The organism is Streptomyces sp. NPDC012825, from assembly GCF_042900925.1.
Lineage (GTDB): Bacteria > Actinomycetota > Actinomycetes > Streptomycetales > Streptomycetaceae > Streptomyces.
Map to the genome: position 1 here is coordinate 262,631 of NZ_JBIBBZ010000002.1, position 24,021 is coordinate 286,651.

Annotated in this window: 16 protein-coding genes; 4 read left to right on the forward strand and 12 right to left on the reverse strand. The window is 73.6% G+C overall.

Annotated features, from left to right (window positions below):
- Window positions 1–87: 87 nt before the first annotated feature.
- The 5 genes from ACFY7E_RS06820 to ACFY7E_RS06840 all read right to left on the reverse strand — a co-directional run bounded on the left by ACFY7E_RS06820 (window position 88) and on the right by ACFY7E_RS06840 (window position 5,109).
- Window positions 88–1,371, reverse strand: coding sequence for a glutamate-5-semialdehyde dehydrogenase (locus tag ACFY7E_RS06820; RefSeq protein WP_389481563.1), 1,284 nt, complete (start codon window positions 1,369–1,371; stop codon window positions 88–90).
- Between the two features lie 211 nt (window positions 1,372–1,582).
- Entirely contained in the window at window positions 1,583–2,095 is a 513-nt protein-coding gene (locus ACFY7E_RS06825; RefSeq protein WP_389481565.1) for a hypothetical protein, read from the reverse strand.
- Window positions 2,096–2,307: 212 nt separating this feature from the next.
- Window positions 2,308–3,411 carry a glutamate 5-kinase gene (gene proB / locus ACFY7E_RS06830; RefSeq protein ID WP_383440845.1) on the reverse strand — a complete coding sequence of 368 codons (1,104 nt, stop codon included), beginning with the start codon at window positions 3,409–3,411 and terminating at the stop codon, window positions 2,308–2,310.
- Window positions 3,412–3,535: 124 nt separating this feature from the next.
- On the reverse strand, window positions 3,536–3,958 hold the full coding sequence (locus ACFY7E_RS06835) for a GtrA family protein (RefSeq protein WP_389482205.1): 423 nt from the start codon (window positions 3,956–3,958) through the stop codon (window positions 3,536–3,538).
- 155 nt (window positions 3,959–4,113) lie between these two features.
- Window positions 4,114–5,109 carry a glycosyltransferase family 2 protein gene (locus ACFY7E_RS06840; RefSeq protein ID WP_389481567.1) on the reverse strand — a complete coding sequence of 332 codons (996 nt, stop codon included), beginning with the start codon at window positions 5,107–5,109 and terminating at the stop codon, window positions 4,114–4,116.
- Between the two features lie 241 nt (window positions 5,110–5,350).
- On the opposite strand from ACFY7E_RS06840, the gene ACFY7E_RS06845 reads away from it, so the two are divergent.
- The 3 genes from ACFY7E_RS06845 to ACFY7E_RS06855 all read left to right on the forward strand — a co-directional run bounded on the left by ACFY7E_RS06845 (window position 5,351) and on the right by ACFY7E_RS06855 (window position 11,154).
- Window positions 5,351–6,952, forward strand: a complete 1,602-nt coding sequence (locus ACFY7E_RS06845; protein WP_389481569.1) for a hypothetical protein — start codon at window positions 5,351–5,353, stop codon at window positions 6,950–6,952.
- 111 nt (window positions 6,953–7,063) lie between these two features.
- Window positions 7,064–9,934: a CDP-glycerol glycerophosphotransferase family protein gene (locus ACFY7E_RS06850; RefSeq protein WP_389482207.1), complete on the forward strand. Its 2,871-nt coding sequence runs from the start codon at window positions 7,064–7,066 to the stop codon at window positions 9,932–9,934.
- A gap of 89 nt (window positions 9,935–10,023) precedes the next feature.
- Complete coding sequence (locus tag ACFY7E_RS06855) at window positions 10,024–11,154, forward strand: glycosyltransferase (RefSeq protein ID WP_389482209.1); 1,131 nt, start codon at window positions 10,024–10,026, stop codon at window positions 11,152–11,154.
- 82 nt (window positions 11,155–11,236) lie between these two features.
- On the opposite strand, the gene galE is transcribed toward ACFY7E_RS06855, so the two are convergent.
- The 7 genes from galE to ACFY7E_RS06890 form a co-directional block, all read right to left on the reverse strand.
- Window positions 11,237–12,223, reverse strand: a complete 987-nt coding sequence (gene galE / locus ACFY7E_RS06860) for a UDP-glucose 4-epimerase GalE (RefSeq protein WP_383440817.1) — start codon at window positions 12,221–12,223, stop codon at window positions 11,237–11,239.
- The gene (locus ACFY7E_RS06865) at window positions 12,220–13,866 is read right to left on the reverse strand and encodes a glycosyltransferase family 2 protein (protein ID WP_389481571.1); all 1,647 of its coding nucleotides are present in this window, start codon (window positions 13,864–13,866) and stop codon (window positions 12,220–12,222) included. The genes galE and ACFY7E_RS06865 overlap by 4 nt, the downstream gene beginning before the upstream one ends.
- A gap of 177 nt (window positions 13,867–14,043) precedes the next feature.
- Window positions 14,044–15,486 (reverse strand): GTPase ObgE, encoded by a 1,443-nt coding sequence (obgE, locus tag ACFY7E_RS06870; protein ID WP_389481574.1) that lies wholly within the window; start codon window positions 15,484–15,486, stop codon window positions 14,044–14,046.
- Between the two features lie 107 nt (window positions 15,487–15,593).
- Entirely contained in the window at window positions 15,594–15,848 is a 255-nt protein-coding gene (gene rpmA, locus ACFY7E_RS06875; RefSeq protein WP_010041940.1) for a 50S ribosomal protein L27, read from the reverse strand.
- 13 nt (window positions 15,849–15,861) lie between these two features.
- Window positions 15,862–16,182, reverse strand: a complete 321-nt coding sequence (rplU, locus tag ACFY7E_RS06880) for a 50S ribosomal protein L21 (protein WP_015033583.1) — start codon at window positions 16,180–16,182, stop codon at window positions 15,862–15,864.
- Between the two features lie 260 nt (window positions 16,183–16,442).
- On the reverse strand, window positions 16,443–20,408 hold the full coding sequence (locus ACFY7E_RS06885; protein WP_389481577.1) for an Rne/Rng family ribonuclease: 3,966 nt from the start codon (window positions 20,406–20,408) through the stop codon (window positions 16,443–16,445).
- A 233-nt stretch (window positions 20,409–20,641) separates the two neighbouring features.
- A complete protein-coding gene (locus ACFY7E_RS06890; protein ID WP_383446947.1) occupies window positions 20,642–21,433 on the reverse strand; it encodes a TIGR03936 family radical SAM-associated protein in 792 nt (263 codons plus the stop codon).
- A 481-nt stretch (window positions 21,434–21,914) separates the two neighbouring features.
- Here ACFY7E_RS06890 and ACFY7E_RS06895 point away from each other — a divergent pair, with 481 nt between their 5' ends.
- Window positions 21,915–23,936: a glycosyltransferase gene (locus ACFY7E_RS06895; protein ID WP_389481579.1), complete on the forward strand. Its 2,022-nt coding sequence runs from the start codon at window positions 21,915–21,917 to the stop codon at window positions 23,934–23,936.
- The last annotated feature ends 85 nt before the right edge of the window (window positions 23,937–24,021 follow it).

Sequence of the window (24,021 nt, forward strand, 5' to 3'; positions counted from 1 at the left end):
AGAGTAGACCCGGAAGGGGGTTTTGGGCAGGGAGAGTGCGAACCCTCCCCGCCCGTACCGAAAGCCCGTCCGGACCGGAAGGAGGTGTTACCGCACGTGACCGTCGCCGGTGACGATGTACTTGGTCGAGGTCAGCTCGGGGAGGCCCATGGGGCCCCTGGCGTGCAGTTTCTGGGTGGAGATGCCGACCTCGGCGCCGAAGCCGAACTGGCCGCCGTCGGTGAACCGGGTGGAGGCGTTCACGGCGACCGTGGTGGAGTCGACCAGCTGGGTGAAGCGGCGGGCCGCCGCCTGCGAGGTGGTGACGATCGCCTCGGTGTGGCCGGAGGACCACGTCCGGATGTGCTCCACGGCCTGGTCGAGGGAGTCGACGACGGCGGCGGCGATGTCGTACGAGAGGTACTCGGTCTCCCAGTCCTCCGTGGTGGCCGGGACGACGGTGGCCTTGGAGCCCTCGGCGAGGGCGAGGGTCCGCTCGTCGGCGTGGACGGTGACGCCGGCCTCGGCGAGGGCGTCGAGGGCCCGGGGCAGGAAGGCCTCGGCGACGTCCTGGTGGACGAGGAGGGTCTCGGCGGCGTTGCAGACGCTGACCCGGTGGGCCTTGGAGTTGATCAGGACGTCCACGGCCATGTCGAGGTCGGTCTCGGCGTCGACGTAGACGTGGCAGTTGCCGGTGCCGGTCTCGATGACGGGGACGGTGGACTCCTCGACGACGGTCTTGATGAGGGAGGCGCCGCCGCGCGGGATGAGGACGTCGACGAGGCCGCGGGCGCGCATCAGCTCGCGGACCGACTCGCGGGACTCGCCGGGGACGAGCTGGATCGCGTCGGCGGGCAGCCCGGCGCCCGTGACGGCGTCGCGCAGGACGGTCACCAGGGCGTTGTTGGAGGCGTACGCGGAGGAGGAGCCGCGGAGGAGGACGGCGTTGCCGGACTTGAGGCAGAGGGCGGCGGCGTCGACGGTGACGTTCGGGCGGGCCTCGTAGATGATGCCGACGACGCCGAGGGGGACGCGGACCTGGCGCAGGTCGATGCCGTTGGGGAGGGTCGAGCCGCGGACGACCTCGCCGACGGGGTCGGGCAGCGCGGCGACGTCGCGGACGTCGGCGGCGATGGCCCGGACGCGCTCCGGGGTGAGGGTGAGCCGGTCGACGATGGCCTCGCTGGTCCCGGCTTCCCGGGCCTTGGCGATGTCCACGGCGTTGGCCTCGACGATCTCGGCGGTGCGCGCTTCGAGGGCGCCCGCGACGGCGAGGAGGGCCTCGTCCTTGGCCGCGCGCGGGAGTGGCGCGATTTCGGCGGCGGCACCACGGGCCCGGTGGGCGGCCCGGGCGACCGGGGAGAGGTTGTCGAGGGGCGTGAGCGAGGTCATGTCCGCAGGGTACTGGCACCCCTGCGGACATCCCTCACGTATCCCGCACTCCGAGACGTATCCCTGGACGGACCCCGGGACGCATCCCCGGACCCGGATCGGGGCGTACCCCTGGACCCGTCCCGGGACGCATCCCGGATCCGCCCAGGGAGGTGTGGCCGGGTCGCGTTCCCGGACGTGTTCCGGGCGCCCCCGGCCGGGGTCCCGTCCCTCAGTAGGGGTGGACGCCGACCGGGGCGGCGGGCGGCGGGCCGTAGCCCTCCGCGATCCGCTGGTGGTAGGTCTCGCGGTCGATGACCTCCAGACCCACGATCTCCCAGGGCGGCAGCTTGGCGGTCTGCCGGTGTTCGCCCCACAGGCGCAGGGCGACGGCCGCCGCGTCGTGCAGGTCCCGGGCCTCCTCCCAGTACCGGATCTCGGCGTGATCGTTGGCGTAGCGGCTGGTCAGCAGGAAGGGGTGGTCGTGGGCCAGCTGTTCGAGCCCCCGTCGCACCTCCTTCAGCGGCGACTCCACGCCCGACACGCTGAGGGTGATGTGCCAGAGCTTGGACACGGGCCGTTCCTCGGCGCGTGTCTCGCGTGCCTCACGTGTGTCGGTGGTGGTCTCGGTCTTCCTGTCCGTGGACCTGTCCCGTGCCTCGTCGAAGTCGGCTCCGGCCTCGACACTGGTCAGGGCGCGTTCGGCAGTCCCACGGGGCGGTGCCCCTGGGCGCGCTCGTCTCACCGGCGGCCTCCTGTGTGATGCGTGTGGTGCTGTACCCCGCCTTGCTCTTACCCCCGGGACAAAGTTGACCAGTCCGAGGCGGCGCTTGGGGCGGTTTTGGGGAACGTCCCTTCCGGATGGCCGCAGTTTCGGCCGTTTCGGCGGATGGCGTTCGACGAATGGCGTACGGTGCGCGGCCCACGGTCGACGAGACGTCCGGCCGCGGGCCGCGTTCAGCCGATGACGACGAGGTCGTCGCGGTGGACGATCTCGCGCTCGTACTCCGGGCCCAGCTCCCTGGCGAGTTCGTGGGTGGAGCGGCCGAGCATCCGGGGGATCTCCTTGGCGTCGAAGTTGACGAGGCCGCGGGCGACGGCCCGGCCCCCGGTGTCGCGCAGCTCGACCGGGTCACCGGCCACGAAGTCGCCCTCGACGCCCGCGAGGCCGGCCGCGAGCAGGGACTTCTTGCCCTCGACGACGGCCCGGACGGCTCCGTCGTCGAGGGTGAGGGAGCCCTGCGGGGTGGAGGCGTGGGCGAGCCAGAGGAGCCGGTCGGCGGAGCGGCGGCCGGTGCGGTGGAAGTACGTGCCGGTGTCCCGGCCGGCGAGGGCGTCGGCGGCGCGGCTCGCGGAGGTGAGGACGACGGGGATGCCAGCGGCGGCGGCGATCCGGGCCGCCTCGACCTTGGTGACCATGCCACCGGTGCCGACGCCCGCCTTTCCGGCCGAGCCGATCTCGACGTGGGCGATGGACTCGGGGCCTGTGACCTCGGCGATCCTCGACGTGCCGGGCTTGGACGGGTCGCCGTCGTAGAGCCCGTCGACGTCGGAGAGCAGCACGAGCAGGTCGGCGCGGACGAGGTGGGCGACGAGGGCGGCGAGCCGGTCGTTGTCGCCGAAGCGGATCTCGTCGGTGGCGACGGTGTCGTTCTCGTTGACGACGGGCAGCGCGCCCATGGTGAGGAGCTGGTCGAGGGTCCGGTACGCGTTGCGGTAGTGGGCGCGCCGGCTGGTGTCGTCGGTGGTGAGGAGGACCTGGCCGACGCGGACGCCGTAACGGGCGAAGGAGGCGGTGTAGCGGGCCACGAGCAGGCCCTGTCCGACGCTGGCGGCGGCCTGCTGGCGGGCGAGGTCCTTGGGGCGTCGGGTGAGGCCGAGCGGGGCGAGGCCGGCGGCGATGGCGCCGGAGGAGACGAGGACGATCTCCTTCTCGCCGCCGCTGCGGACCTTGGCGAGCACGTCGACCAGGGCGTCGACGCGGTCGGCGTCGAGACCTCCGGAGGCGGTGGTGAGGGAGGAGGAGCCGACCTTGACGACGATCCTGCGGGCCTCCGTCACGTACTGCCTCGACACGTACTGCCTCGACCCGTCCGTCTGACCCGTCACCTGCGTCGTCACCTGCGTCGTCCTCACTCGGCCGTTCCTGCCCGCCGCGCGCTCGGCGCCGCGGCTGCCAGGCAATCTACGCGAGCCGGGAGGGCTGCCGCTCGTCGGTTTCGCTCCCTGGACCGGCCGCGCCCGGACCCCGGCCGGTGCTGCGGGGCACCAGGATCCGCTGGGAGATCAGATAGGTGAAGGGGATCGCGACGACGGCCGCCACGAGTGGCGCGATCCGGTCGTCCATTCCGGCCCAGGTGACGAGCGCGTACAGGCCGACGCTCTGCACCAGGTAGTTGGTGACGTTGGTGAGGGGGAAGAGGGCGAACTTCTTCCAGGTGGGGCGGGTGCGGTAGGTGAAGTAGGTGTTGAGGAAGAAGGAGCCGACCATGCTGAGGAGGAAGGCGAGGGAGTACGCGGCGAAGTACGGCATCCACGGGTGCAGGAGCAGGTAACAGCCGAAGAACGTGCCGGTGTTGACCCCGCCGACGAGGGCGAAGCGGAAGATCTCCGCGAGCCGCGCCCGCCGCCCGCGCGCACGCCCCTGCTCGTGCCCCGGCCCCGGCCCCTGCCCCTGCCCCTGCCCCTGCCCCTGCCCACGCTCGTGCCTCTGCTCGTGCCCCTGCTCGGCGGGGCCGCTCCCCCCGTCGCCCCCCGCCCCCATCAGCGCTCCCGCTCGGTGGTGGCGACGCGGACGCGTTCGGCGGCGGCGCGTTCGGCGGCCGCGCGGCCGAAGGAGCGGTGGGTCTCCTTCACGAGGAAGTGCGGGCGGCGCTTGGTCTCGTAGTAGATGCGGCCGATGTACTCGCCGATCAGCCCCAGCATCACCATCTGCACGCCCCCGAGGCCCACGATGATCGCGACCAGGGTGACGTAGCCGGGGGCGGTGACGCCCTGGGAGAGGGCGGCGGCGGTCACCCAGACCGCGTACAGGGCGGCGAGCCCGGTCAGCATCATGCCGAGCCAGAGGGCGATGCGCAGCGGGCGGTTGTTGAAGGAGATCAGCCCGTCCATGCCGTAGTTGACCAGGGAGCCGAACCTCCACTTGGTCTCGCCGCCCTCGCGCGCGGCGTTCCGGTAGTCGAAGGTGACGGTGTCGAAGCCGATCCAGGAGAACAGCCCCTTGGAGAAGCGGTTGTACTCGGGCAGCGAGAGCAGGGCGTCGACGGCGGGGCGGGAGAGCAGCCGGAAGTCGCCGACCCCGTCGGTGAGTTCGACGTCCACCCAGCGGTTGACGGCCCGGTAGTAGACGCGGCTGAGGGCGCTGCGGACCTTCTTGTCGCCCTCGCGGGTGCGCCGCGCCATCACCTGGTCGTGGCCCTGGTGATGGAGGTCCAGCATGCGCCCGAGCAGCTCGGGGGGGTGCTGGAGGTCGGCGTCCATGATGACCACGGCGTCGCCGGTGGCCTTGCGCAGACCCGCGAGCATGGCGGCCTCCTTGCCGAAGTTGCGACTGAAGGAGGCGTACTGGGTGCGCTGCGGGTGCCGGGCGGCGATCTCGCGCAGCCTGCCCAGCGTTCCGTCGGAGCTTCCGTCGTCCACGTAGCAGATCTCGTAGCCGACCGGGAGGGCGTCGAGCACCTGGCGCATCCGCGCGTCGAACCGCTCGACGACGTCCTCCTCGTTGAAGCAGGGGACGACGACGGAAAGCCTGGTCATGGGAAGGTCACTCCAGTGGGATGGGCAAGCGTACGTCCTGAAGGACCACCACCGAACTCGTCTTCGAACAGCGCGGCCAAGGTACGAGGTGGGGGTGGCCGACCGGCGTCCTCCGCGTGGCCGCCCCGGGTCGGCATGTCGTCCATGCAGCAAAGCATGGGGGGAGGATGTTGCGGTACGTGGCATTTTCACTCGCTGGTCACCCGTAGGGGCGACCTCGGGCCGGGGGGAGTAGACACCGGTGAGCAGGACCACCATCTCGGAACGCGGCGAGGGCGACGGGGCGGGAGAGCCGGAGGAGCGGGCGGCGGCGGGCGGCGGGGCGGGGGCGGGGGGACCGCTCCGGGCGCCTGGTGGGGTCGCGCTCGTCGTCGCCGCCGGAGCGGCGGCGCTGCTCTCGGTGGGCGCCTTCCTCGGTCTCTACGTGCGCCCGACGTCCGACGACTGGTGCGCCCTCTGGAAGGCCAGGGACATGGGCGTCCTGGGGATCACCTCGGACTTCTACCTCACGCAGAACGGGCGCGTCACCAACGCCTTCCTCACCGGCCTGGTCTACTCCGACGGCATGCGGGGGCCGAAGCTGCTGCCCGCCTTCCTGGTGGTGGCCCTGGGCGCGGGGCTCTTCCTGCTGGCCCGTGCGGCGCTGCGGGCGCTGCGCCTGCCGTTCCCCGCGCCGGTGGTCGTGGCGGCGGTCCTGGTCCTGGAGGCGCTGCTGTTCTTCGCGGGGACCCGGTCGTACCAGGTGCTGCTCTGGGCGCCGGCGACCATCTCGCACACGTTCCCCTGCGTCCTGGGTGCCTGGGCGGCCCTCGGCGCGGTGTGGGCGTCCCGTGCCCGCCGCCGGTGGGCCCGGGGCGCCGCCGCCGGCTCGGCGGTCGTGCTCGGCGCGGCGGCCGGAACCCTCAGCGAGCCCTTCGTCGCGATGTCCGGGCTGATCGCCGCGGCGGCGGGCGTCCTCTGCCTGCCCCGGCTCGGTCTCGCCCGCGACCGGTTCGCGTCGGCCTGGTGCGCCGCCTGGTGCGCGGGCCTCCTGATCGGCCTGGTGCTGCTCTCCACCTCCCCCGGGGCCCGCTGGCGGCGCGCCCAGCAGCCGGAGCGGCCCCTGACCCCGGAGGAGTTCGGGGAGACGCTCCGGGACTGGGCCCGGATGTGGGAGACGATCCTCGGGCAGTGGGCGTACGCGGGCGCCCTCGCCGCCGGAGTGCTCCTCGGCCTCGCGCTGGCGTTCGCCTCCCCTCCGCGCCCGGCGGCGGGCGGCCGGCTCCCGAAGGGAGCGGTCCCGGCCCTCGCCGTCCTGCCGGTCCCCCTGATCGCGCTCGGGAGCCTCGTGGCCGCGTACGGCCTGCGCGGCGGTTACGGGGAGAGCGGCTGGACGTACGCGCGCACGTGGACCAGCTTCCTGGTGCCGTTCCTGATCGCCCTCTGCGGTTACGGGACCTGGCTCGGCCACCGGGCGGGACGGCGGCTCGCGGCCCGCCCCGCGCCGGGCGGCGCCACCGCGCCCGGACCCGCCGCGACTGCCGGACCCGCCGTGCCCGACGGCCTCCGGATCGCACGCCTCGCGGCCGTCGTCGTGGCGGGGGCGGTCGCCGTGGCGTGTACGGCGGCCCTGGTGGCGCCGGTGCAGACGATGACCACCCGGACGGTGGCGCGCAGCCTCGCGTGGGACCGGCAGGACGCACGGATCCGCGCGGAGGCGGCGGCGGGCGCCCGGGAGGCGACCTACCGCCCCCTGTTCATCGGCGGGCTCGCGGAGCCCTTCTTCACCCCGGTGTACGAGCGGGACTGGGCTGCCCAGTGCGCGGCCGCCCACTACGGCGTGGACCGGCTGAACCGGCCCTGAGCGGCGGCCCGCCCGCTCCCGGTCGAACACAACCGCGAGGGTGACACACCGTGACGAACCATGAACACCAGGTAGTTTGGAGGCGTGTGGAGGAAAGACAAGTGAATCGAGATACAAGTGCCTGACGTCTCCGTGGTCGTCATCGCCTACAACGACGCAGAGCGTCTGCCGACGGCCGTACGGTCGGTGCTGGAGCAGACGCTGCACGGCGTCGAGGTCGTCATCGTCGACGACTGCAGCAAGGACGACACCTTCGCGGTCGCACGGTCGCTCGCCGCCGAACACCCGGACCGTGTCAGGGCGTTCCAGCTGCCCCGGAACAGCGGTGGTTGCGGAGCGCCCCGCAACCACGGCATCCGGCACGCCACCGGCACGTACGTCATGTTCCTCGACAGTGACGACGTGCTGGAGCGCAACGCCTGCCGCAACATGCTGGCCGCCGCCGAGGAAACCGGTGCCGACCTGGTCTCCGGCCTGTGCGTGCGCGTGCATCTGGACAGCCGCACCCGCAGGACCACCGAGTGGTACCCCTGGCTCTATCCGGGCACCCGGACGCTCGAATCGATCACCGAGCTGCCCGACCTGCTGGTCTTCGACACCCTGTCGACGAACAAGTGCTACCGGCGCGCGTTCCTCCTCGAACGGGAGCTGGAGTTCCCGGTCGGCATCCACTACGAGGACCTGCTCTTCTCGGCCCGGGCCTATGTCGCCGCCCGCCGGATCACCCTGATCCCCAACCGGGTCTACCACTGGAACGTGCAGGAGGGCGCCGCGGCGAAGTCGATCAGCAACCGGCGCCACGAGATCGCCAACTTCGCGCACCGCATGGAGATCCACCGCCGGGTGGACGCCCTCCTGGAGGCGGAGGGGCACGAGGAGCTCAAGTACCGCAAGGACATCAAGTTCCTCAAGCACGACCTCGTCCTCCACCTGCGCGACCTGCCGCTGCTCGGCGAGGACTACCGGCGCGAGTTCGCCGCGCTCGCCAACGGCTACCTCGCCGAGATCGACCCGCGGGCGTACGAGGAGGTCCAGCCCCTGCACGCCGTCTGCGCCTATCTGCTGAGCAAGGAGGACTGGCCGAACCTGCTCCGGGCCACCGACGCGCTCACCAACCCCGGCCGGCTCACCACCCCGCTGGCCGAGCGGGACGGACGGGTCTACTGGTGCGCCGAGCACCTGGAGACCGAGCAGGGGCGCCGGATCCTGGACGTGACCGCGGCCGGCCACGACACCCGGCCGCTGACGTCGTTCGCCCTGGGCAACCGGCTGACCTCGTACTCCGGCACCGACGGGGTCGTCAGCCTCGCCGGGGAGGTCGTCAACCCGCTGGGCCGGATCGCCCCGGACGCGGAGCTCGGCGCCGAGCTGGAGTTCTCGGCCCGCCGCAGCGTCGGCGGCAGGACCGTCCGCGTCCCGGTCACCACGGTCCGCCACGCCGGCGACCGGATCGAGTGGGAGGGGCGGGCGGACGTCGCCCGCACGGTCCGCCCCCTCGGCGTCATCGACGCCGTCTGGGACGTGCGCCTGATCCTCACCGTGGACGGCCGGCGGCTCAGGACCCGGGTGTCCGCGGGCAGCGTCCCCCTCGACGAGGCCCGCCCCCTGCGGGTCCGCCCCCGGCTGACCCAGCTGGTCTCCGACCGCTTCGTCCCGCAGATCACCAGGAAGGGCAACCTGTCGTACGTCCTGACCGCCCAGGGCAGGGCCGCCGTGCGCACCTCGGCGGTGATCGAGGGCGCCATGCACGGGCGCGCCGCCGGAGCGGCGAAGACCGGGCTGCGCCGTCTGCTCAAGGCCAAGCGGGACCTGAAGTCGGGCGAGAACAAGCTCCGCGTCTACCACGAGCTGTACAGCAGGCTGCCGATCCGCAAGGGCCTCGTGGTCTTCGAGAGCCACCTCGGGAAGCAGTACAGCGACAGCCCCCGGGCGATCTACGAGGAGATGCGCCGGCGGGGCGTCCCCTTCGAGGCCGTCTGGTCCTACGCCGGCGCCCGCCCCGACGGCTTCCCCGAGGACGCCGTCCTGGTGAGGCGCTGGAGCATGCCGTACCTGCGGGCGCTGGCCCAGGCCGAGTTCTGGATCGACAACCAGGGCTTCCCGCTGCGCCTGACCAAGCGCCCCGGCACCACGTACCTCCAGACCTGGCACGGCACCGCGCTCAAGCGGATGGGCTTCGACGAGCCGCACACCAAGGCGAGCGGCCCGGTCGCCCAGGAGACCTTCCAGAAGGCACTGGACCGCTTCGACCACTTCCTGATCCGGGGCGAGCACGACCGGCGCACCCTCGGCCGGGCGTTCCGGCTGCGCGACGAGGTCCTGCTGCCCGTGGGCTACCCGCGCAACGACGAGCTCGTCCGGGCCCGCGAGCGGGAGGAGGAGACGGGCGTCAGGGAGCGGGGACCGCTCGCGGCCGAGCTCGGCCTCGACCCGGACCGGCCGGTGCTGCTGTACGCGCCGACCTTCCGCGCCCAGCCGGGCGGCAAGGTGCGCCCCTTCCGGTTCCCCTTCGACGTCGAGGAGTTCGCCGAGCGCTTCGGCGACACCCACACCCTGCTGATCAGGACGCACTACCTGAACAGCGTCACGCTCCCGCCGTCGGTCCGCGGACGGATCCTCGACGTCTCCGGCCTCCACGACGTCACCCCCCTCCTGGCCCTCGCGGACGGGCTGATCACCGACTACTCGTCCGTGATGTTCGACTACGGCCTGCTCGACCGCCCGATGGTCTTCTTCGCCTACGACCACGACGAGTACGCCCGGGAGAACCGCGGCACCTACTTCGACCTGAAGGAGCACGCCCCCGGCCCCGTCGTGGCCGACCAGGACGGCCTCTTCGAGGTGATCGCCGGCCTGCGGGACGAGGCCGGCACCAAGTACGCGACGGCGCGGCGCCGGTTCAACGCCGCATTCAGCGAGTACGACCGGGGCGACGCGGCGCGCCGGATCGTCGACACGTTCTTCACCGGGAGCGGGAAGTGACCCAGCAGGCCCACGAGGCGCCGGAAGCGCGCCACCAGGAGCGGGGGGCCACCCGCCGGACCGCCGTCTCCGGCGGGCGCGACGTCTTCATCGTCTCCAACAGCGTGGACGAGACGGGCGGCGTGACGACCTGGACGCACCAGATGGCCCGGCAGTTCGCCGGCCGGGGACACCGGGTCCACGTCGTCGGGATCACCCCGGCCCCCGCCGGGCGCCGCCACCACTTCCCCGGCCCGCTGCCGTACGCCACCACCACGCTGTACGACGAGCACCCGCCGCAGGTCCGCCCGCTGCGCGGGGTCAGGGGCCGGCTCAACGCCGTCGAGCGGCGGCGGCACGCCGTCCGGGCGGCCGGGATGCGGGAGCGCGCCGACCGGATGACGGCCCTGTTCGCCGCCGCCCGGCCCGGCGCCGTGGTGATCGTGACCCAGGTGTGGGCGATGGAGTGGGTGACGCTCGCCGACACCGGGGGGCTGGTGGTCATCGGCATGGGGCACGAGTCGTACGCCGCCAGCGCCGCCACCTCCCGGCTCTCCCGGATGAAGCGGCACTACCGGGACGTCGACCGGCTGCTCCTGCTCACCCCGGGCGACGCCGACCGGTGGATCCGGGCCGGCATGGACAACGTCGGCCACATGCCCAACGCCCTGCCCTTCGTGCCCCCGGCGCCGGTGCCGCGCACCGGGAAGGTCGTGGTCTCCGTCGGGCGCCTCTCGCACGAGAAGGGCATGGACATGCTGCTCGACAGCTGGGCCGAGGTCGCGCCCCGCCGTCCCGACTGGAAGCTGCGGATCTACGGCACCGGGGACGAGGAGCTACGGCTGCTGCGGCGCACGGCCGACCTGGGGCTCGACGGCTCGGTGGAGTGGAGGGGGCGCACGGACGACGTCCTCGGGGCGCTCTCGGAGGCCTCGGTCTTCGCCCAGGCCTCGCGCGCCGAGGGCTTCCCGATCACCCTTCTGGAGGCCATGGCCGCCGGGGTGCCCTGCGCCGCGTTCGACTGCGCGCCGGGGGTCCGCGAGATCATCCGGGACGGCGAGGACGGGCTGCTGGCCCGGCTCGGCAACACGGTGGAGCTGGGCGGCCACATCGACGCCCTGATCGCGGACGAGGAGCTGCGGAACCGCATGGGGGACGCGGCCTTCGCCAATGTGCGGCGCTACGCCCCGGACCTGATCACCGACCGCTGGGAGGAGTTGTTCGCGTTCCTGGAGCGCTGAGCACCCCGGAACGACCGGGACGACCGAGGGGCCGGGGAGTGCGTCTCCCCGGCCCCTCGCCGTCGTTCCCGTCGTGCTCCGGTCAGACCGTGGCGCCGCGGCGCGCGACCCAGCCGGTCCAGGCCGAGGAGATCATCTCGCGCACGTCGTGGCGGGCCTTCCAGCCCAGCTCGGCGGCGATGCGGTCGGCGGAGGCCACGACCCGGGCGGGGTCGCCGGGGCGGCGCGGGGTGACGAGGGGCTCGGTGGTGTGCCCGGTGATCTCGTTGATCAGCGCGACCATCTCGGTGACGGAGACGCCCTCGCCTCGGCCGATGTTGACCGTCAGGTCGCGCGGCTCGCCCGCCTCGGCCCACTCCGCGAGCTTGCGCGCGGCGACCAGGTGCGCGTCGGCCAGGTCCTCGACGTGGATGTAGTCGCGGACGCAGGTGCCGTCGGGGGTGTCGTAGTCGTCGCCGAAGATCCGCGGGGCCTCGCCCGCGTCCAGGCGCTCGAAGACCATCGGGACCAGGTTGAAGACCCCGGTGTCGGCCAGCTCGGGGGTCGCGGCGCCGGCCACGTTGAAGTAGCGCAGGCAGGCCGTGGAGATGCCGTGGGCGGCGCCGGCGGCGCGGACCAGCCACTCGCCCGCCAGCTTCGTCTCGCCGTACGGGCTCAGCGGCAGGCACGGGGTCTCCTCGGTGACGAGGTCGACGTCCGGCATACCGTAGACGGAGGCGGAGGAGGAGAAGAGGAAGTTGCGCACGCCCGCGGCGGCGACGGCCTCCAGGAGGACCGTGAGGCCGATGACGTTCTCGCGGTAGTAGTGCAGCGGCAGCTCGACGGACTCGCCGACCTGCTTCTTGGCGGCGAGGTGGACGACGCCCGTCACGCCGTGCTCGGCGATCGTGCGGTCCAGGACCTCGCGGTCGAGGGTGGAGCCGACCACCAGGGGGACGCCTTCGGGGATCCGTTCTTCGTACCCCGTGGACAGGTCGTCGAGGACGACGACCCGCTCGCCCGCGTTCGTCATGGCGCGGACGACGTGGGAGCCGATGTAACCGGCACCGCCGGTGATCAGGTAAGTCATGCCCCAAACCCCTTTCGCTGAGAACCGCGGCGGACCCTGCGGAGCTTCGATCCGACCGCCCGGAGCCCGTCACGGACCCCGGGTGCGAGCCGCACCGCCAGCGAGCCGTTCGCCGTGGTGTACTGCCGCACCAGCAGTACACCGTACCGGCTGCTGGGCACGGCCGACCGTCGCTGCCGGTCCTCCGGGAGCCGGAGCGCCGTCGTGAAGGACGTGCCGTCCGCGCAGGTCACCTCGGCCCGCAGGTCCCAGAGCTGGACCCCTCGGCTCCCCCGGCGGCGGCCCTCCCGGGCCAGGCCGGTGAGTCCGGCGGGGACCTTCCCGGACCAGCCGCCCGCCGTCTCCGTGAGCGCGGTCTCCGCCGTGCGGGCGGGCGTGTCGGCACCCCGGGGCAGGAAGCAGATCCGGACGGTACGCGGCGGGTTCGCGCGCAGCCGTCCGTACTGGTCGCGGACCGTGAACCGCAGATCGCCGCCGAACGCTCCGGTGCGCGGTTCGCCGTCGACGAGCGGCGGGAGCGCGTCGAGGGGCAGGGCGTCCGCGCCGTCGAGTTCCACCGGGAGGTCGTCGGACCAGACGGCGACATCACCCTTACGGGCGTACGGCGGGAGCAGGCGGGGCGGATCGGCGGCGAGCCGGGACAGCCGTTCCAGGTCGCGGGGCTCCTCGGCGGCCAGGACGAGCCGGGCCGCCCAGCGGGCGGCGGGGGGTGCGGCGGCGATCGCGTCCTCGCCGAAGGTCCCGAGGTGCTCGCGGGCCAGCGCCCACCAGGCACGGCGGTACTCGGCGTCGTGGGACCGCAGGTCGCGGGCGTACATGCGCAGGTCGTGCGCGAGGAACTTGGTGCGGCAGGCGGCGGCGAGCCCCGTGCGGCCGGCCTGCTCGAAGGTCTCCACGGCGAGGCGGTGGGCGGCGACCCGCGCCCGCCAGTTGGCGATGCCGTCCCGGTCGAGGGAGAGGGACGGGCGGGCGGCGGCCCGGCGCACGTGCCAGATGTAGACGGTGTCGGGGACGACCGCGACGCGCGGGGCGGCGGCCAGGACGCGGGCGGTGAAGAGGAAGTCCTCGTAGACGCAGCGGCCGTCGGGGAAGCGGATGCCGTGCTCGGCGAGGAAGGCGCGGTCGTAGACCTTGTTGACGCAGAGGGTGTCGTGGACGAGCGGGGCGAGGTCCGCCGCGGTCTCCAGGAGGGCGGGCTCGTGGTAGAGCGCGGGCTGCCAGCGCACGTCGCGGCCCTCGGGCAGCTCCCGCCGCACGCAGGCGCCGACCGCGACGGGGGCGCCGTGGCGCTCGGCGGCCGCCACCAGGGCTTCGGCGGCGCCGCCGGGCAGGACGTCGTCGCTGTCGAGGAATATCACCAGGGGGGCGGTGACCGCTCGGAAGCCGTCGTTGCGGGGGGTGCCGCAGCCGCCGCTGTTCCGCGTGCGGTGGACGACGCGCAGGCGGGGGTGGACGGCGGCCAGTTCGTCCAGGACGCGGCCGGTGCCGTCGGTCGAGCCGTCGTCGACGGCCACGACCTCCGCGATCACGGGGCCCTGGTCCAGTACGGAACGGACGGCCTCGCCGACCAGCCCCTCGTCATTGTGTGCGATTACCACAACGGCGAGCTTCCCCGCTACGGGGGTGGAGGTGATGATGCTCACACGGGCGATGATACGGGTCCCCCCCACCCGAACGGCCCCGTCTCACCCGTCCCACCGACCCTCCCGTCCGGCTGTTCGAGAACCCCGCTCCCCCGCGCCGGGAACGGCGAAGGCCGCCCGCGCGCCGCTCGGTCCTCGGGGACCTCACGGGCGCGGACGGCCTGCGACGGATCGGGGCTAGAAGGGGTCGAACTCGTCGAACTCGCGCTGGGCGTCGTCGCCGCGCTCGGCCTCCCGGTCCCGGCGGCGCTGCGCGGCCGGGCGCGGGGCCTCCAGGCGGTGGTCCTCGCCGCGGCGGCCGAGCATCTCGGCGCCGGCCATCATGCTGGGCTCCCAGTCGAAGACGACCGCGTTGTCCTCGGCGCCGATCGCGACGCCGTCGCCCGCGCGGGCGCCCGCCTTCATCAGCGCGTCCTCGACGCCGAGGCGGTTGAGGCGGTCGGCCAGGTAGCCCACGGCCTCGTCGTTGTTGAAGTCGGTCTGGCGGACCCAGCGCTCCGGCTTCTCGCCGCGCACCCGGTAGACCTCCTCGGTCTCGTCGTACGTGACCGTGAAGCCCGTGTCGTCGACGGCCTTCGGGCGGATGACGATCCGGGTCGCCTCCTCCTTCGGCTTGGCGGCGCGCGCCTCGGCGACGATGCCGGCGAGGGCGAAGGAGAGCTCCTTCAGGCCCGTGCGTGCCACGGCGGAGGCCTCGAACACCTGGTAGCCGCGCTGCTCCAGGTCCGGGCGGATCATGTCCGCGAGGTCCTGGCCGTCCGGGATGTCGATCTTGTTGAGGACGACGATCCGGGGCCGGTCGTCGAGGCCGCCGTACTGCCTCAGCTCCTCCTCGATGACGTCGAGGTCGGAGACCGGGTCGCGGTCGGACTCCAGGGTCGCCGTGTCCAGGACGTGGACGAGGACCGAGCAGCGCTCCACGTGGCGGAGGAACTCCAGGCCCAGGCCGCGGCCCTGGCTGGCGCCCGGGATCAGGCCCGGGACGTCGGCGATGGTGTAGACGGTCGAGCCGGCCGTGACGACGCCCAGGTTCGGGACGAGGGTGGTGAAGGGGTAGTCCGCGATCTTCGGCTTGGCGGCCGAGAGGACCGAGATCAGCGAGGACTTGCCGGCGCTCGGGTAGCCGACGAGGGCCACGTCGGCGACGGTCTTGAGCTCCAGGACGATGTCCCGCGCCTCGCCGGGCTCGCCGAGGAGCGCGAAGCCGGGGGCCTTGCGGCGCGCGGAGGACAGCGCCGCGTTGCCGAGGCCGCCGCGACCGCCCTGGCCCGCGACGAAGGTGGTGCCCTGGCCGACCAGGTCCGCGAGGACGTCGCCCTGCTTGTCGAGGACGACGGTGCCGTCGGGCACGGTCAGGACCAGGTCCTGGCCGTCCTTGCCGGAGCGGTTGTCGCCGGCGCCGGGCTGGCCGTTGGTGGCCTTGCGGTGCGGGGAGTGGTGGTAGTCGAGGAGGGTGGTGACCGACTGGTCGACGACCAGGATCACGTCGCCGCCGCGGCCGCCGTTGCCGCCGTCGGGCCCGCCGAGCGGCTTGAACTTCTCCCGGTGGACGGAGGCGCAGCCGTGGCCTCCGTTACCCGCGGCGACGTGCAGCTCGACGCGGTCCACGAAGGTGGTCATGGTGGTGCCTCCAGGGTGTTACGTATGGAATGTCTATCGGGTAACACGCGAAAGGCGGACCCGCTTCCCCTGCCGGGAAGTGAGGTCCGCCTCCGCGAAAGATCCGATCAGGCGACCGGAACGATGTTCACGACCTTGCGGCCACGGTGGGTGCCGAACTGCACCGAACCGGCCTGCAGGGCGAACAGCGTGTCGTCGCCGCCACGGCCGACGCCCGCGCCGGGGTGGAAGTGGGTGCCACGCTGGCGGACCAGGATCTCACCCGCGTTGACGACCTGACCGCCGAAGCGCTTCACGCCGAGCCGCTGGGCATTGGAGTCGCGCCCGTTCCGGGTGGACGATGCGCCCTTCTTGTGTGCCATGTCTCAGTCCCTCTTACTTCGCAGCCGCGGGGATACCGGTGACCTTGATCGCCGTGTACTGCTGGCGGTGACCCTGGCGACGGCGGTAGCCGGTCTTGTTCTTGTAGCGCAGGATGTCGATCTTGGCGCCCTTGTGGTGGTCCACGACCTCGGCCGTGACCTTGATGCCGGCCAGGACCCACGGGTCGCTGGTCACGGCGTCGCCGTCGACAACGAGCAGGGTCGAGAGCTCGACCGTGTCGCCAACCTTGGCAGTGGAAATCTTGTCAACCTCAACGATGTCGCCGACAGCAACCTTGTGCTGGCGACCACCGCTGCGCACGATGGCGTACACGCGGATCTCTCTCTCACTCGGGATCGAAACCTCTGAAGCCAGCCGCTCACACGGACCCGGGGGTCCGCGGCGTTCCGGAATCGGACGAGCGGCCTCTCCCGACGAGCGGGAGGGAGGTGCTCAGAGGCGCGGCGCGCCGAAAGACGCACCGACGGTCTAGGTTACGGGCGGCCGACGCGGGGGGTCAAATTCGCCCGGGACGGCGCGGGCCGCCCCTCCCCGCACGTCGCGTACGGAGGGGGGCGGCCCGCGCCCGCCGGTCAGTCCTGGGCCGGGGAGGCGGTCTTCTCGGCCGCCTTCTTGGCCGTGGTCTTCTTGGCGGTCGTCGTCTTCTTCGCCGCGGTCTTCTTGGTCGCCGCCGTCTTCTTGGTGGCGGCCTTCTTGGCCGTGGCCTTCTTCGCCGTGGTCTTGCGCGCCGCCGTCTTCCTGGCGGGGGCGGGCTCGTCCTCGGCGGCCTCGGTCTCCGCGGCCGGGGCCGCGGCGACCACGACGACGGCGGCCTCCTCGGCGCCCGCGGGCGAACCGGCGGGGGCGGTGGCCTTGCGGACCACCCGGCGGCGCGCACGCGGCGGGGCGGCCGCGGGGGCCTCCTCGGCGACGGGCCCGGCGGCCGGCTCCGGGGCGGGCTCCTCGACGGGCTCCCGGGCCGCGACGGGCTCCGGCTCCGTCTCCTCGGCGGGCGCCACGGTCTCGGTCGTGGTCTCCACGACGGTGACCGTCTCGGCCGGCTCCGTGGTCGAGACGACCGGGGAGGTCGCCCGGCGGGTGGCGCGACGACGGCCGCGCGGGGCCGGGGCGGCGGGCTCCTCGACCACGGCCTCGGCCACGGTCTCGGAAGCGGTCCCGGTCTCCGGAGCGGTCTCCGTCACGGGCGCGGGCTCGACGGCCTCGGGACCGGCGGCCGGCTCGGTCACCGGCTCGACCACGACGGCCTCGGCCTCGGTCTCCACGACCGGGGCAGGAGCGACCGGCGTCGGGGCGACCGGGGCGGTCACCCTGCGGGTCGCGCGGCGGCGGCCACGGCCGCGCGTGGCGGCCGCCTCCGCCTCGGCGACGGAGCCGTACAGCTCCTCGTCCGGGGCGATCGGCACCGGCACGGCCACCGGGGCGGCCAGCTCCGCCGCGACCTCGGCCTCGGTCTCGGTCTCGTGGGCCGCGTCCTCGGCGCCGGTCTCCACGGTCCCGGTGTGCTCGTGCTCGTGGGCGTGCCCGTCCCCGCCGCGGCCGCGCTTCTTCGCGCGCTTGCCGCCGCCACCGCCGCCGGAGGTGGTCGGCTGCTCCATGTGGACGATGACGCCGCGCCCGTTGCAGTGGACGCAGGTCTCGGAGAAGGACTCCAGGAGGCCCTGGCCGACCCGCTTGCGGGTCATCTGGACCAGGCCGAGCGAGGTGACCTCGGCCACCTGGTGCTTGGTCCGGTCCCGGCCCAGGCACTCCAGGAGGCGGCGCAGCACCAGGTCGCGGTTGGACTCCAGGACCATGTCGATGAAGTCGATGACGACGATGCCGCCCAGGTCGCGCAGGCGCAGCTGCCGCACGATCTCCTCGGCCGCCTCCAGGTTGTTCCTGGTGACGGTCTCCTCCAGGTTGCCGCCCTGGCCGGTGAACTTGCCGGTGTTGACGTCGACGACGATCATCGCCTCGGTCTTGTCGATCACCAGCGAGCCGCCGGACGGCAGCCAGACCTTGCGGTCGAGCGCCTTCATGAGCTGCTCGTCGATCCGGTACGTGGCGAAGACGTCGACCTCGCTCGTCCACCGGGACAGGCGGTCGGTCAGGTCCGGGGCGACGTGGCTCACGTACCCGTGGATGGTCTCCCACGCGTCGTCGCCGCTGACGACGACCTTGGAGAAGTCCTCGTTGAAAATGTCGCGGACGACCCGGACGGTCATGTCCGGCTCGCCGTAGAGCAGCGTCGGCGCGTTGCCGCCCTTCGCCTTGCTCTGGATCTCCTCCCACTGCGCCTGGAGGCGCTCGACGTCGCGGCGCAGCTCGTCCTCGCTCGCGCCCTCGGCGGCGGTGCGCACGATGACGCCCGCGTCCTCGGGGACGATCTTCTTGAGGATGGTCTTCAGACGCGCGCGCTCGGTGTCGGGGAGCTTGCGGCTGATGCCGGTCATCGAGCCCTCGGGCACGTACACGAGGTAGCGGCCCGGGAGGGAGACCTGGCTGGTCAGACGGGCGCCCTTGTGGCCGATCGGGTCCTTGGTGACCTGGACGAGGACCGACTGGCCGGACTTGAGGGCGGTCTCGATGCGGCGCGGGCCGTGGCCCATGCCGAGTGCCTCGAAGTTGACCTCGCCGGCGTACAGGACGGCGTTGCGACCCTTGCCGATGTCGACGAAGGCGGCCTCCATGGACGGCAGGACGTTCTGGACCTTGCCCAGGTAGACGTTGCCGACGTACGAGGTGGCCTGCTCCTTGTTGACGTAGTGCTCGACGAGCACGTTGTCTTCCAGGACGCCGATCTGGGTGCGCTCGCCGTTCTGGCGGACGACCATGACGCGCTCGACGGCCTCGCGGCGGGCGAGGAACTCGGCCTCGGTGATGATCGGGACGCGGCGGCGGCCCTGCTCGCGGCCTTCGCGGCGGCGCTGCTTCTTGGCCTCCAGACGGGTCGAGCCCTTGATGGACTGGACCTCGTCGGCACCGGTGCCGGGCTCGGTCCGCTCGCGGGCCGGACGGGGCTCGCGGACCTTGACGACCGTGCGGACGCCGTCCTCGTCGCCCGTCTCGGCGTCGGCGGAGGCGTCCCCGCTGCGACGGCGGCGACGGCGGCGGCGACGGGAGCTGCTGGAGCCGCCGGCGAGGCCCTCGGCCTCCTCGGAGTCGTCCTGGCCGTCCTCGGTCTCCTCGGACTCGTCCTCGGCGTGCGGCTCCTCGCCGTCCTCGGTCTCCTCGACCTCGGCGAGCTCACCGCGACGGCGGCGACGGCCGCCACGGCGACGGCGACGGGAGGGACGGTCCTCGTACTCGTCCGTCTCCTCGGCCTCCTCGGCCTCCTCGAGCGAGTCGGCGGCGGCCTCGACCTCGGGCTCGTCGGCGACGGTGGCCGGGACGGGCTCGACGGCGACGGGCTCGCCGCGACGGCGGCGACGGCGACGGGAACCGGTCTCGGTCCGCTCGGCGCTCTCCGCGGGCTCGGCGGTCTCCACGGCCTCGACCGTCTCGACCGTCTCCTCCGTCTCGTCGGCCTCCGGCTCCACGGGTTCGGCGGCGGCAGCGGCGGCGGCCGTCTCCGGGGTCTGGAACATCGGCTCGGCGAACACCGGGGCCTGGAAGACGGCGACGGCGGGGCGCGCGGCGCGGCGCGGCTCGCGGGCCGGGGCCGGCTCGGAGGTGAACTGCGGCGAGGAGACGCGGCGGCGGCCCCGGCCGCGCGTGGCGGCGGTCTCGGCGGCGGCGACCTCGGTCTCGTCGGCGGCGATCTGCGCGACGGCGGTCTCGGGCAGCGACTCACCGGCGGCGGGCGTCTCGGCGGCCGGAGCCGCGGCGGCGGGCTCGGACGCGGTGCCCACCTCGGGAGAGGTGGCCTTGCGGGTGGCGCGGCGGCGGGTGCGCGGCGCGGGCGCGGCCTCGGTCTCGACCGGGGCCACCTCGGGCGCGGGCGCGGCGACCGGCTCGGCGGCGGGCGCGGCGGCCTCCTCGGCGGCGGGCGCGCCGGCCGGGGCGGTGGCCTTGCGGGTGGCGCGGCGACGGGTGCGCGGCGCGGGGGCGGCCTCGGGCGCGGCCTCGGCGACCGGGGCGGCGGGCTCGGGCGTGTCGGTCGCCGGCGCGACGGCCTCGGGCGCCACGGTCTCGTCGGCCGGGGCCGGGGAGGTCACCGGCGAGGTGGCCTTGCGGGTGGCGCGGCGGCGGGTCGGGCGCGCCGGAGCTGCCTCGGGGGCCTCCTCGGCGGCCTCGGGCGCGGTCTCCGTGACCGGCTCCGGGGCCGGCGCGGGCTCCACGGCGGTCTCCGCCGTCTCTGCGGCCGGCGCGGTCGCCTTGCGGGTGGCGCGGCGACGGGTGCGCGGCGCGGGGACGGCCTCGGTCTCGACCGGGGCGGCCTCGGGCGCGGCCTCGGCGACCGGCGCGGTGGGCTCGGGCGTGTCGGCGGCCGGGGTCTCGGTGGTTCCGGTGGTCTCGCCCGTCACCGGCGGGCCGGCCGGGCGGGAAGCGGCGCGGCGCCTGCGGCGCGGGGGCAGCTTGTCACCGGGGGCGTTGGTGTCTTCGTTGGACTCGGGCATGCGGGGTTCTCCCGTCACGCTCCCGGGCGCCGCACCTGGTTCCGGTCCGGCGGCACGGTCACGCCTGTGGCGAGGTGCCGCCGTCCGGGGCGCGGGCGCCGCACGGGAGCTGTATGTCTGGCTCGCCGGTTCCGTACGCCCTGTGCGGACGGCCTGGCGAAAGTCTCCTGGTCAGTGCGCGGCCCGACCCAGGTGGCTCCCGAGTACCAGGGCTGCGCTGTGACGACCGCTCCCTACGCGGTGTCCGTACCCGGCGCCGTCGCCGGGGCGGTCGCGGCGGCCGTGGGTGAAGCGGCCGTGACTGCCTCGCGGTCGGGCGCGAGCGGGTCGGTCACCGTGCCGGACTCCTCGTCGAAGAGCCCCTGCGCCAGCCTGGTCACCGCGGCGGGGACCGGCGGCGCCAGGTCGGCCACGGCTCGGAGACCGGACAGGACGTCGTCGGGTCGTACGGCAGGTGTCACGTGCCGAACAACCAGCCGCAGTATCGCACAGGCGCTGTCCAGCGGCCCATCTTCCCGGGGTTCGCCCTGGGGACGGACGGCCGTCAGCTCGGTGACCGCGGAACGGGTGTCGAAGGTGCGGACGCCGTTCTTCGTCTTGCGCTGTACTTCCACGGTCTCGGCCGCGAGAAACGCCTCGACGGCCTTCTCCGCCGTCTCGGGGGCGACGCCTTCGAGGCGCAGCTCCCAGACGGAGGCGGTGAGCCGGTCGGCGAGGCCCGGGGTGCGGGCCTCGACGGCATCGGTGATGTCGAGGCCGACCGGGAGGGACTCGTCGAGCAGGGCCCGCAGGGTCTCCGGGTCGCGCGCCTCGGTGAGGGCGATCTCCAGGTATTCGGCCTCGGAGCCCGTGCCCGTCGGGGCGGCGTTGGCGTACGACACCTTGGGGTGGGGGGTGAAGCCGGCCGAGTACGCCATGGGCACCTCGGCACGGCGCAGGGCGCGCTCGAAGGCGCGCTGGAAGTCGCGGTGGCTGGTGAACCGGAGGCGGCCGCGCTTGGTGTAGCGCAGTCGGATGCGCTGCACCGCCGGTGCGGGCGGCGGGCCTTCGGGCTGTCGCTTGCCCAGTGGTTCTTCTCCTCGTTGCGGGGCGGCGCGGGCGCGCGCCGTCCACGAGCTGTGCGGGTCGCCTCGGGGGGTCCGCCCGGTTCACCCCCGCTTCCGCGGGGAGATCTCGGGGGCGGGCACCGCGCCGGAGACGTTCCTTGTACTACCCAGAGTACGCGCCCGGGCCGTTCGGGGTTCCCGTGGCTCGGCCGATCCGGCCGGGTCGGAGAGGACGCCCCGGTGGTTCTCCGGCGGGACGGGCGCGCACGGTGGGGGTGCCAGCACGGAGGGCGAGGGCCGTCGGGGCGGGACGAGCTCGCGCGGCGGGGCCCGTCGGCGCGGGGCGAGTACGGGCGGTGGGGCCCCGTGGGCGCGGGTCGACCCGTAGCCTGAGACCCGACGTCCGTCCCGTACGCCCCCTCCGCTCGCTGTTCCACTTCCGCACACGTTGAGGCTTGGTATGAAAATATCCTTCCTGCTGGTCGACCGCTGCCACATCGGAGGCGTGGTCAGCGCCATCCACAACCTGGCCGGGGCGCTCGCGGACCACCACGAGGTCGAGCTGGTCGCCCTGCGCCGCAACCGCGACCACCCGTTCTTCCCGCTCGACCCGCGGGTGAAGACCCTCCCCCTCACCGACACGCGGAAGCACTCCCACACGTACGACGGCGACGACCCGGCGATGGACGCCTTCCCGCACATCTACCCGAACGAACCGACCGACAAGAAGCCGTGGATCAGCCGCCTGGCCGAGCGCCGGCTGATGGAGTACCTGGCCACGACCGACGCCGACGTCGTGGTCAGCAACAACCCCAAGATCACCATCATGCTGGCCTACGCGGACCGCGACTTCCTCAAGGTCGCCATGGAGCACTCGCGGCCCGCGCGGTACGGCGCGCACATCCGCGACGCCCTCTTCAGGGACGCCTACCCGAAGATGGACGCGATCACGGCGCCGACGCCGGACGAGTGCCGGACCATCGCCGGGGTCGTCCCCGCCGTGAGCCACCTGCTCTCCCCGATGCCCAACTGCATCCCGGCCCACGAGGGCCAGATGTCCACCGGCGACAACAAGATCGTCGTCACCGCCGGCCTGCTCAAGCCGCACAAGGGCTTCGCCGACCTCATCGAGGCCTTCTCCACCGTGGCCCCGCGCCACCCGGACTGGAGCCTGCGGATCTACGGCTCCGGCCCCGAGCGCGGCAACCTGCGCAAGAAGATCAACGAGACGGGCAGCAACAACCAGGTCTTCCTGATGGGCCCGGCCACCCCGGTCACCCCGGAGTTCGCCAAGGGCTCCATCTTCGTCCTCCCCTCCCACCTGGAGGCCTTCGGCAACGTGACCGTCGAGGCGATGGCGGCCGGCCTGCCGGCGGTCTGCTACGACGCCCCGCACGGCCCGCGCAACATCATCACGCAGGGCGAGGACGGCTACGTCGTGCCGCTCGGCGACAAGGCGGCGCTCGCCGAGCACATCGAGAAGCTGATCGCCGACGAGGACCTGCGCCGGAAGATGGCGGCCGCCGCGGTGGCCAACGTGGTCCGCTTCCAGGAGGCCGAGACCGTCGCCCGCTTCGAGCGGCTCGTGGAGACCATGCGGGCCCGCCGGGCGATCCCCCGCACGGCCACCGCCACGGTCACCCCGCGGGGCGACGTCCGGGTCCGGGTCGAGGGGCTGCCCTCCGACGGCGACGCCGAACTGGTCTGCAAGGACGTCCGCAAGAAGGCCGAGGAGGTCGTGCTCCCCTTCGTCGGCGGCGAGGCGCTGGTCCCCGGGGTCGGCACGCTCGTCGAGGGCGACTGGGAGCTGACGATCCGCTCCGCCGGCTTCGACCTGCCGCTGCGGTCGGCCGGCTGCGACACCCTCCAGCTCCTGTCGCTGGAGCTGCCCCGCGCCGAGGGCCCCGCCCTGTCCCTGCTGCTGCCGCACGCCCACACGGACGGCACCCTGCGGGTGCAGAGCCGGGTGCGCGCCCAGCACGTCGAGGTCGCGGGCCTGGACGCCGGCGCCGCCTCGATCGTCATCGACGCCGCGGCCTGGGGCGTCGAGCCCGGTGCCGACAGCGTGATCGAGGCCGTCCACCGCAAGGAGGCCGACAAGAACTTCACCGTCCCGGTGCGGGCCGGCGCCGACGGCCGCTTCACGGCCGCCCTGGACAACGCCGCCGCGGCCCGCCTCCACCAGCCCGGCACCGAGGACGTCTGGGACTTCTGGCTGCTGCCGGACCAGGGCTCCGCCCGCATCCGCGTCTGCCGACTGGCCACCGACGTGCTCGTCCCGATGGACGTCTTCACCTACCCGTACCCGGTGGTGAAGACCTCCGGCGCGCCGGCCCCGGCCGCCGAGGCCGCCCCGTCGAAGAGCCGCTGGCGCAACCGGCTCTCCGCCGTGCCCGCCGCCGTCGCCGGTCCCCGGCACGAGCTGCGCCCGTACTTCTCCAGCAACGGCCAGCTCTCGCTGAAGATCATCGACAAGAAGTGACCGGCGGGCGGTGGCCGGGCCCCGGCCCGGTCGACCCGCCACCGGCCCACGGGAAGAGCCCCGGCCCGCAGGGAGACCTGCGGGC

Coding starts and splice junctions, on each gene's coding strand:
- ACFY7E_RS06895 (WP_389481579.1), top strand. CDS start 21,915: ATGAAAATATCCTTCCTGCTGGTCGACCGCTGCCACATCGGAGGCGTG.
- ACFY7E_RS06885 (WP_389481577.1), bottom strand. CDS start 20,408: ATGCCCGAGTCCAACGAAGACACCAACGCCCCCGGTGACAAGCTGCCC.
- ACFY7E_RS06840 (WP_389481567.1), bottom strand. CDS start 5,109: ATGACCAGGCTTTCCGTCGTCGTCCCCTGCTTCAACGAGGAGGACGTC.
- obgE (WP_389481574.1), bottom strand. CDS start 15,486: ATGACCACCTTCGTGGACCGCGTCGAGCTGCACGTCGCCGCGGGTAAC.
- galE (WP_383440817.1), bottom strand. CDS start 12,223: ATGACTTACCTGATCACCGGCGGTGCCGGTTACATCGGCTCCCACGTC.
- rpmA (WP_010041940.1), bottom strand. CDS start 15,848: ATGGCACACAAGAAGGGCGCATCGTCCACCCGGAACGGGCGCGACTCC.
- ACFY7E_RS06820 (WP_389481563.1), bottom strand. CDS start 1,371: ATGACCTCGCTCACGCCCCTCGACAACCTCTCCCCGGTCGCCCGGGCC.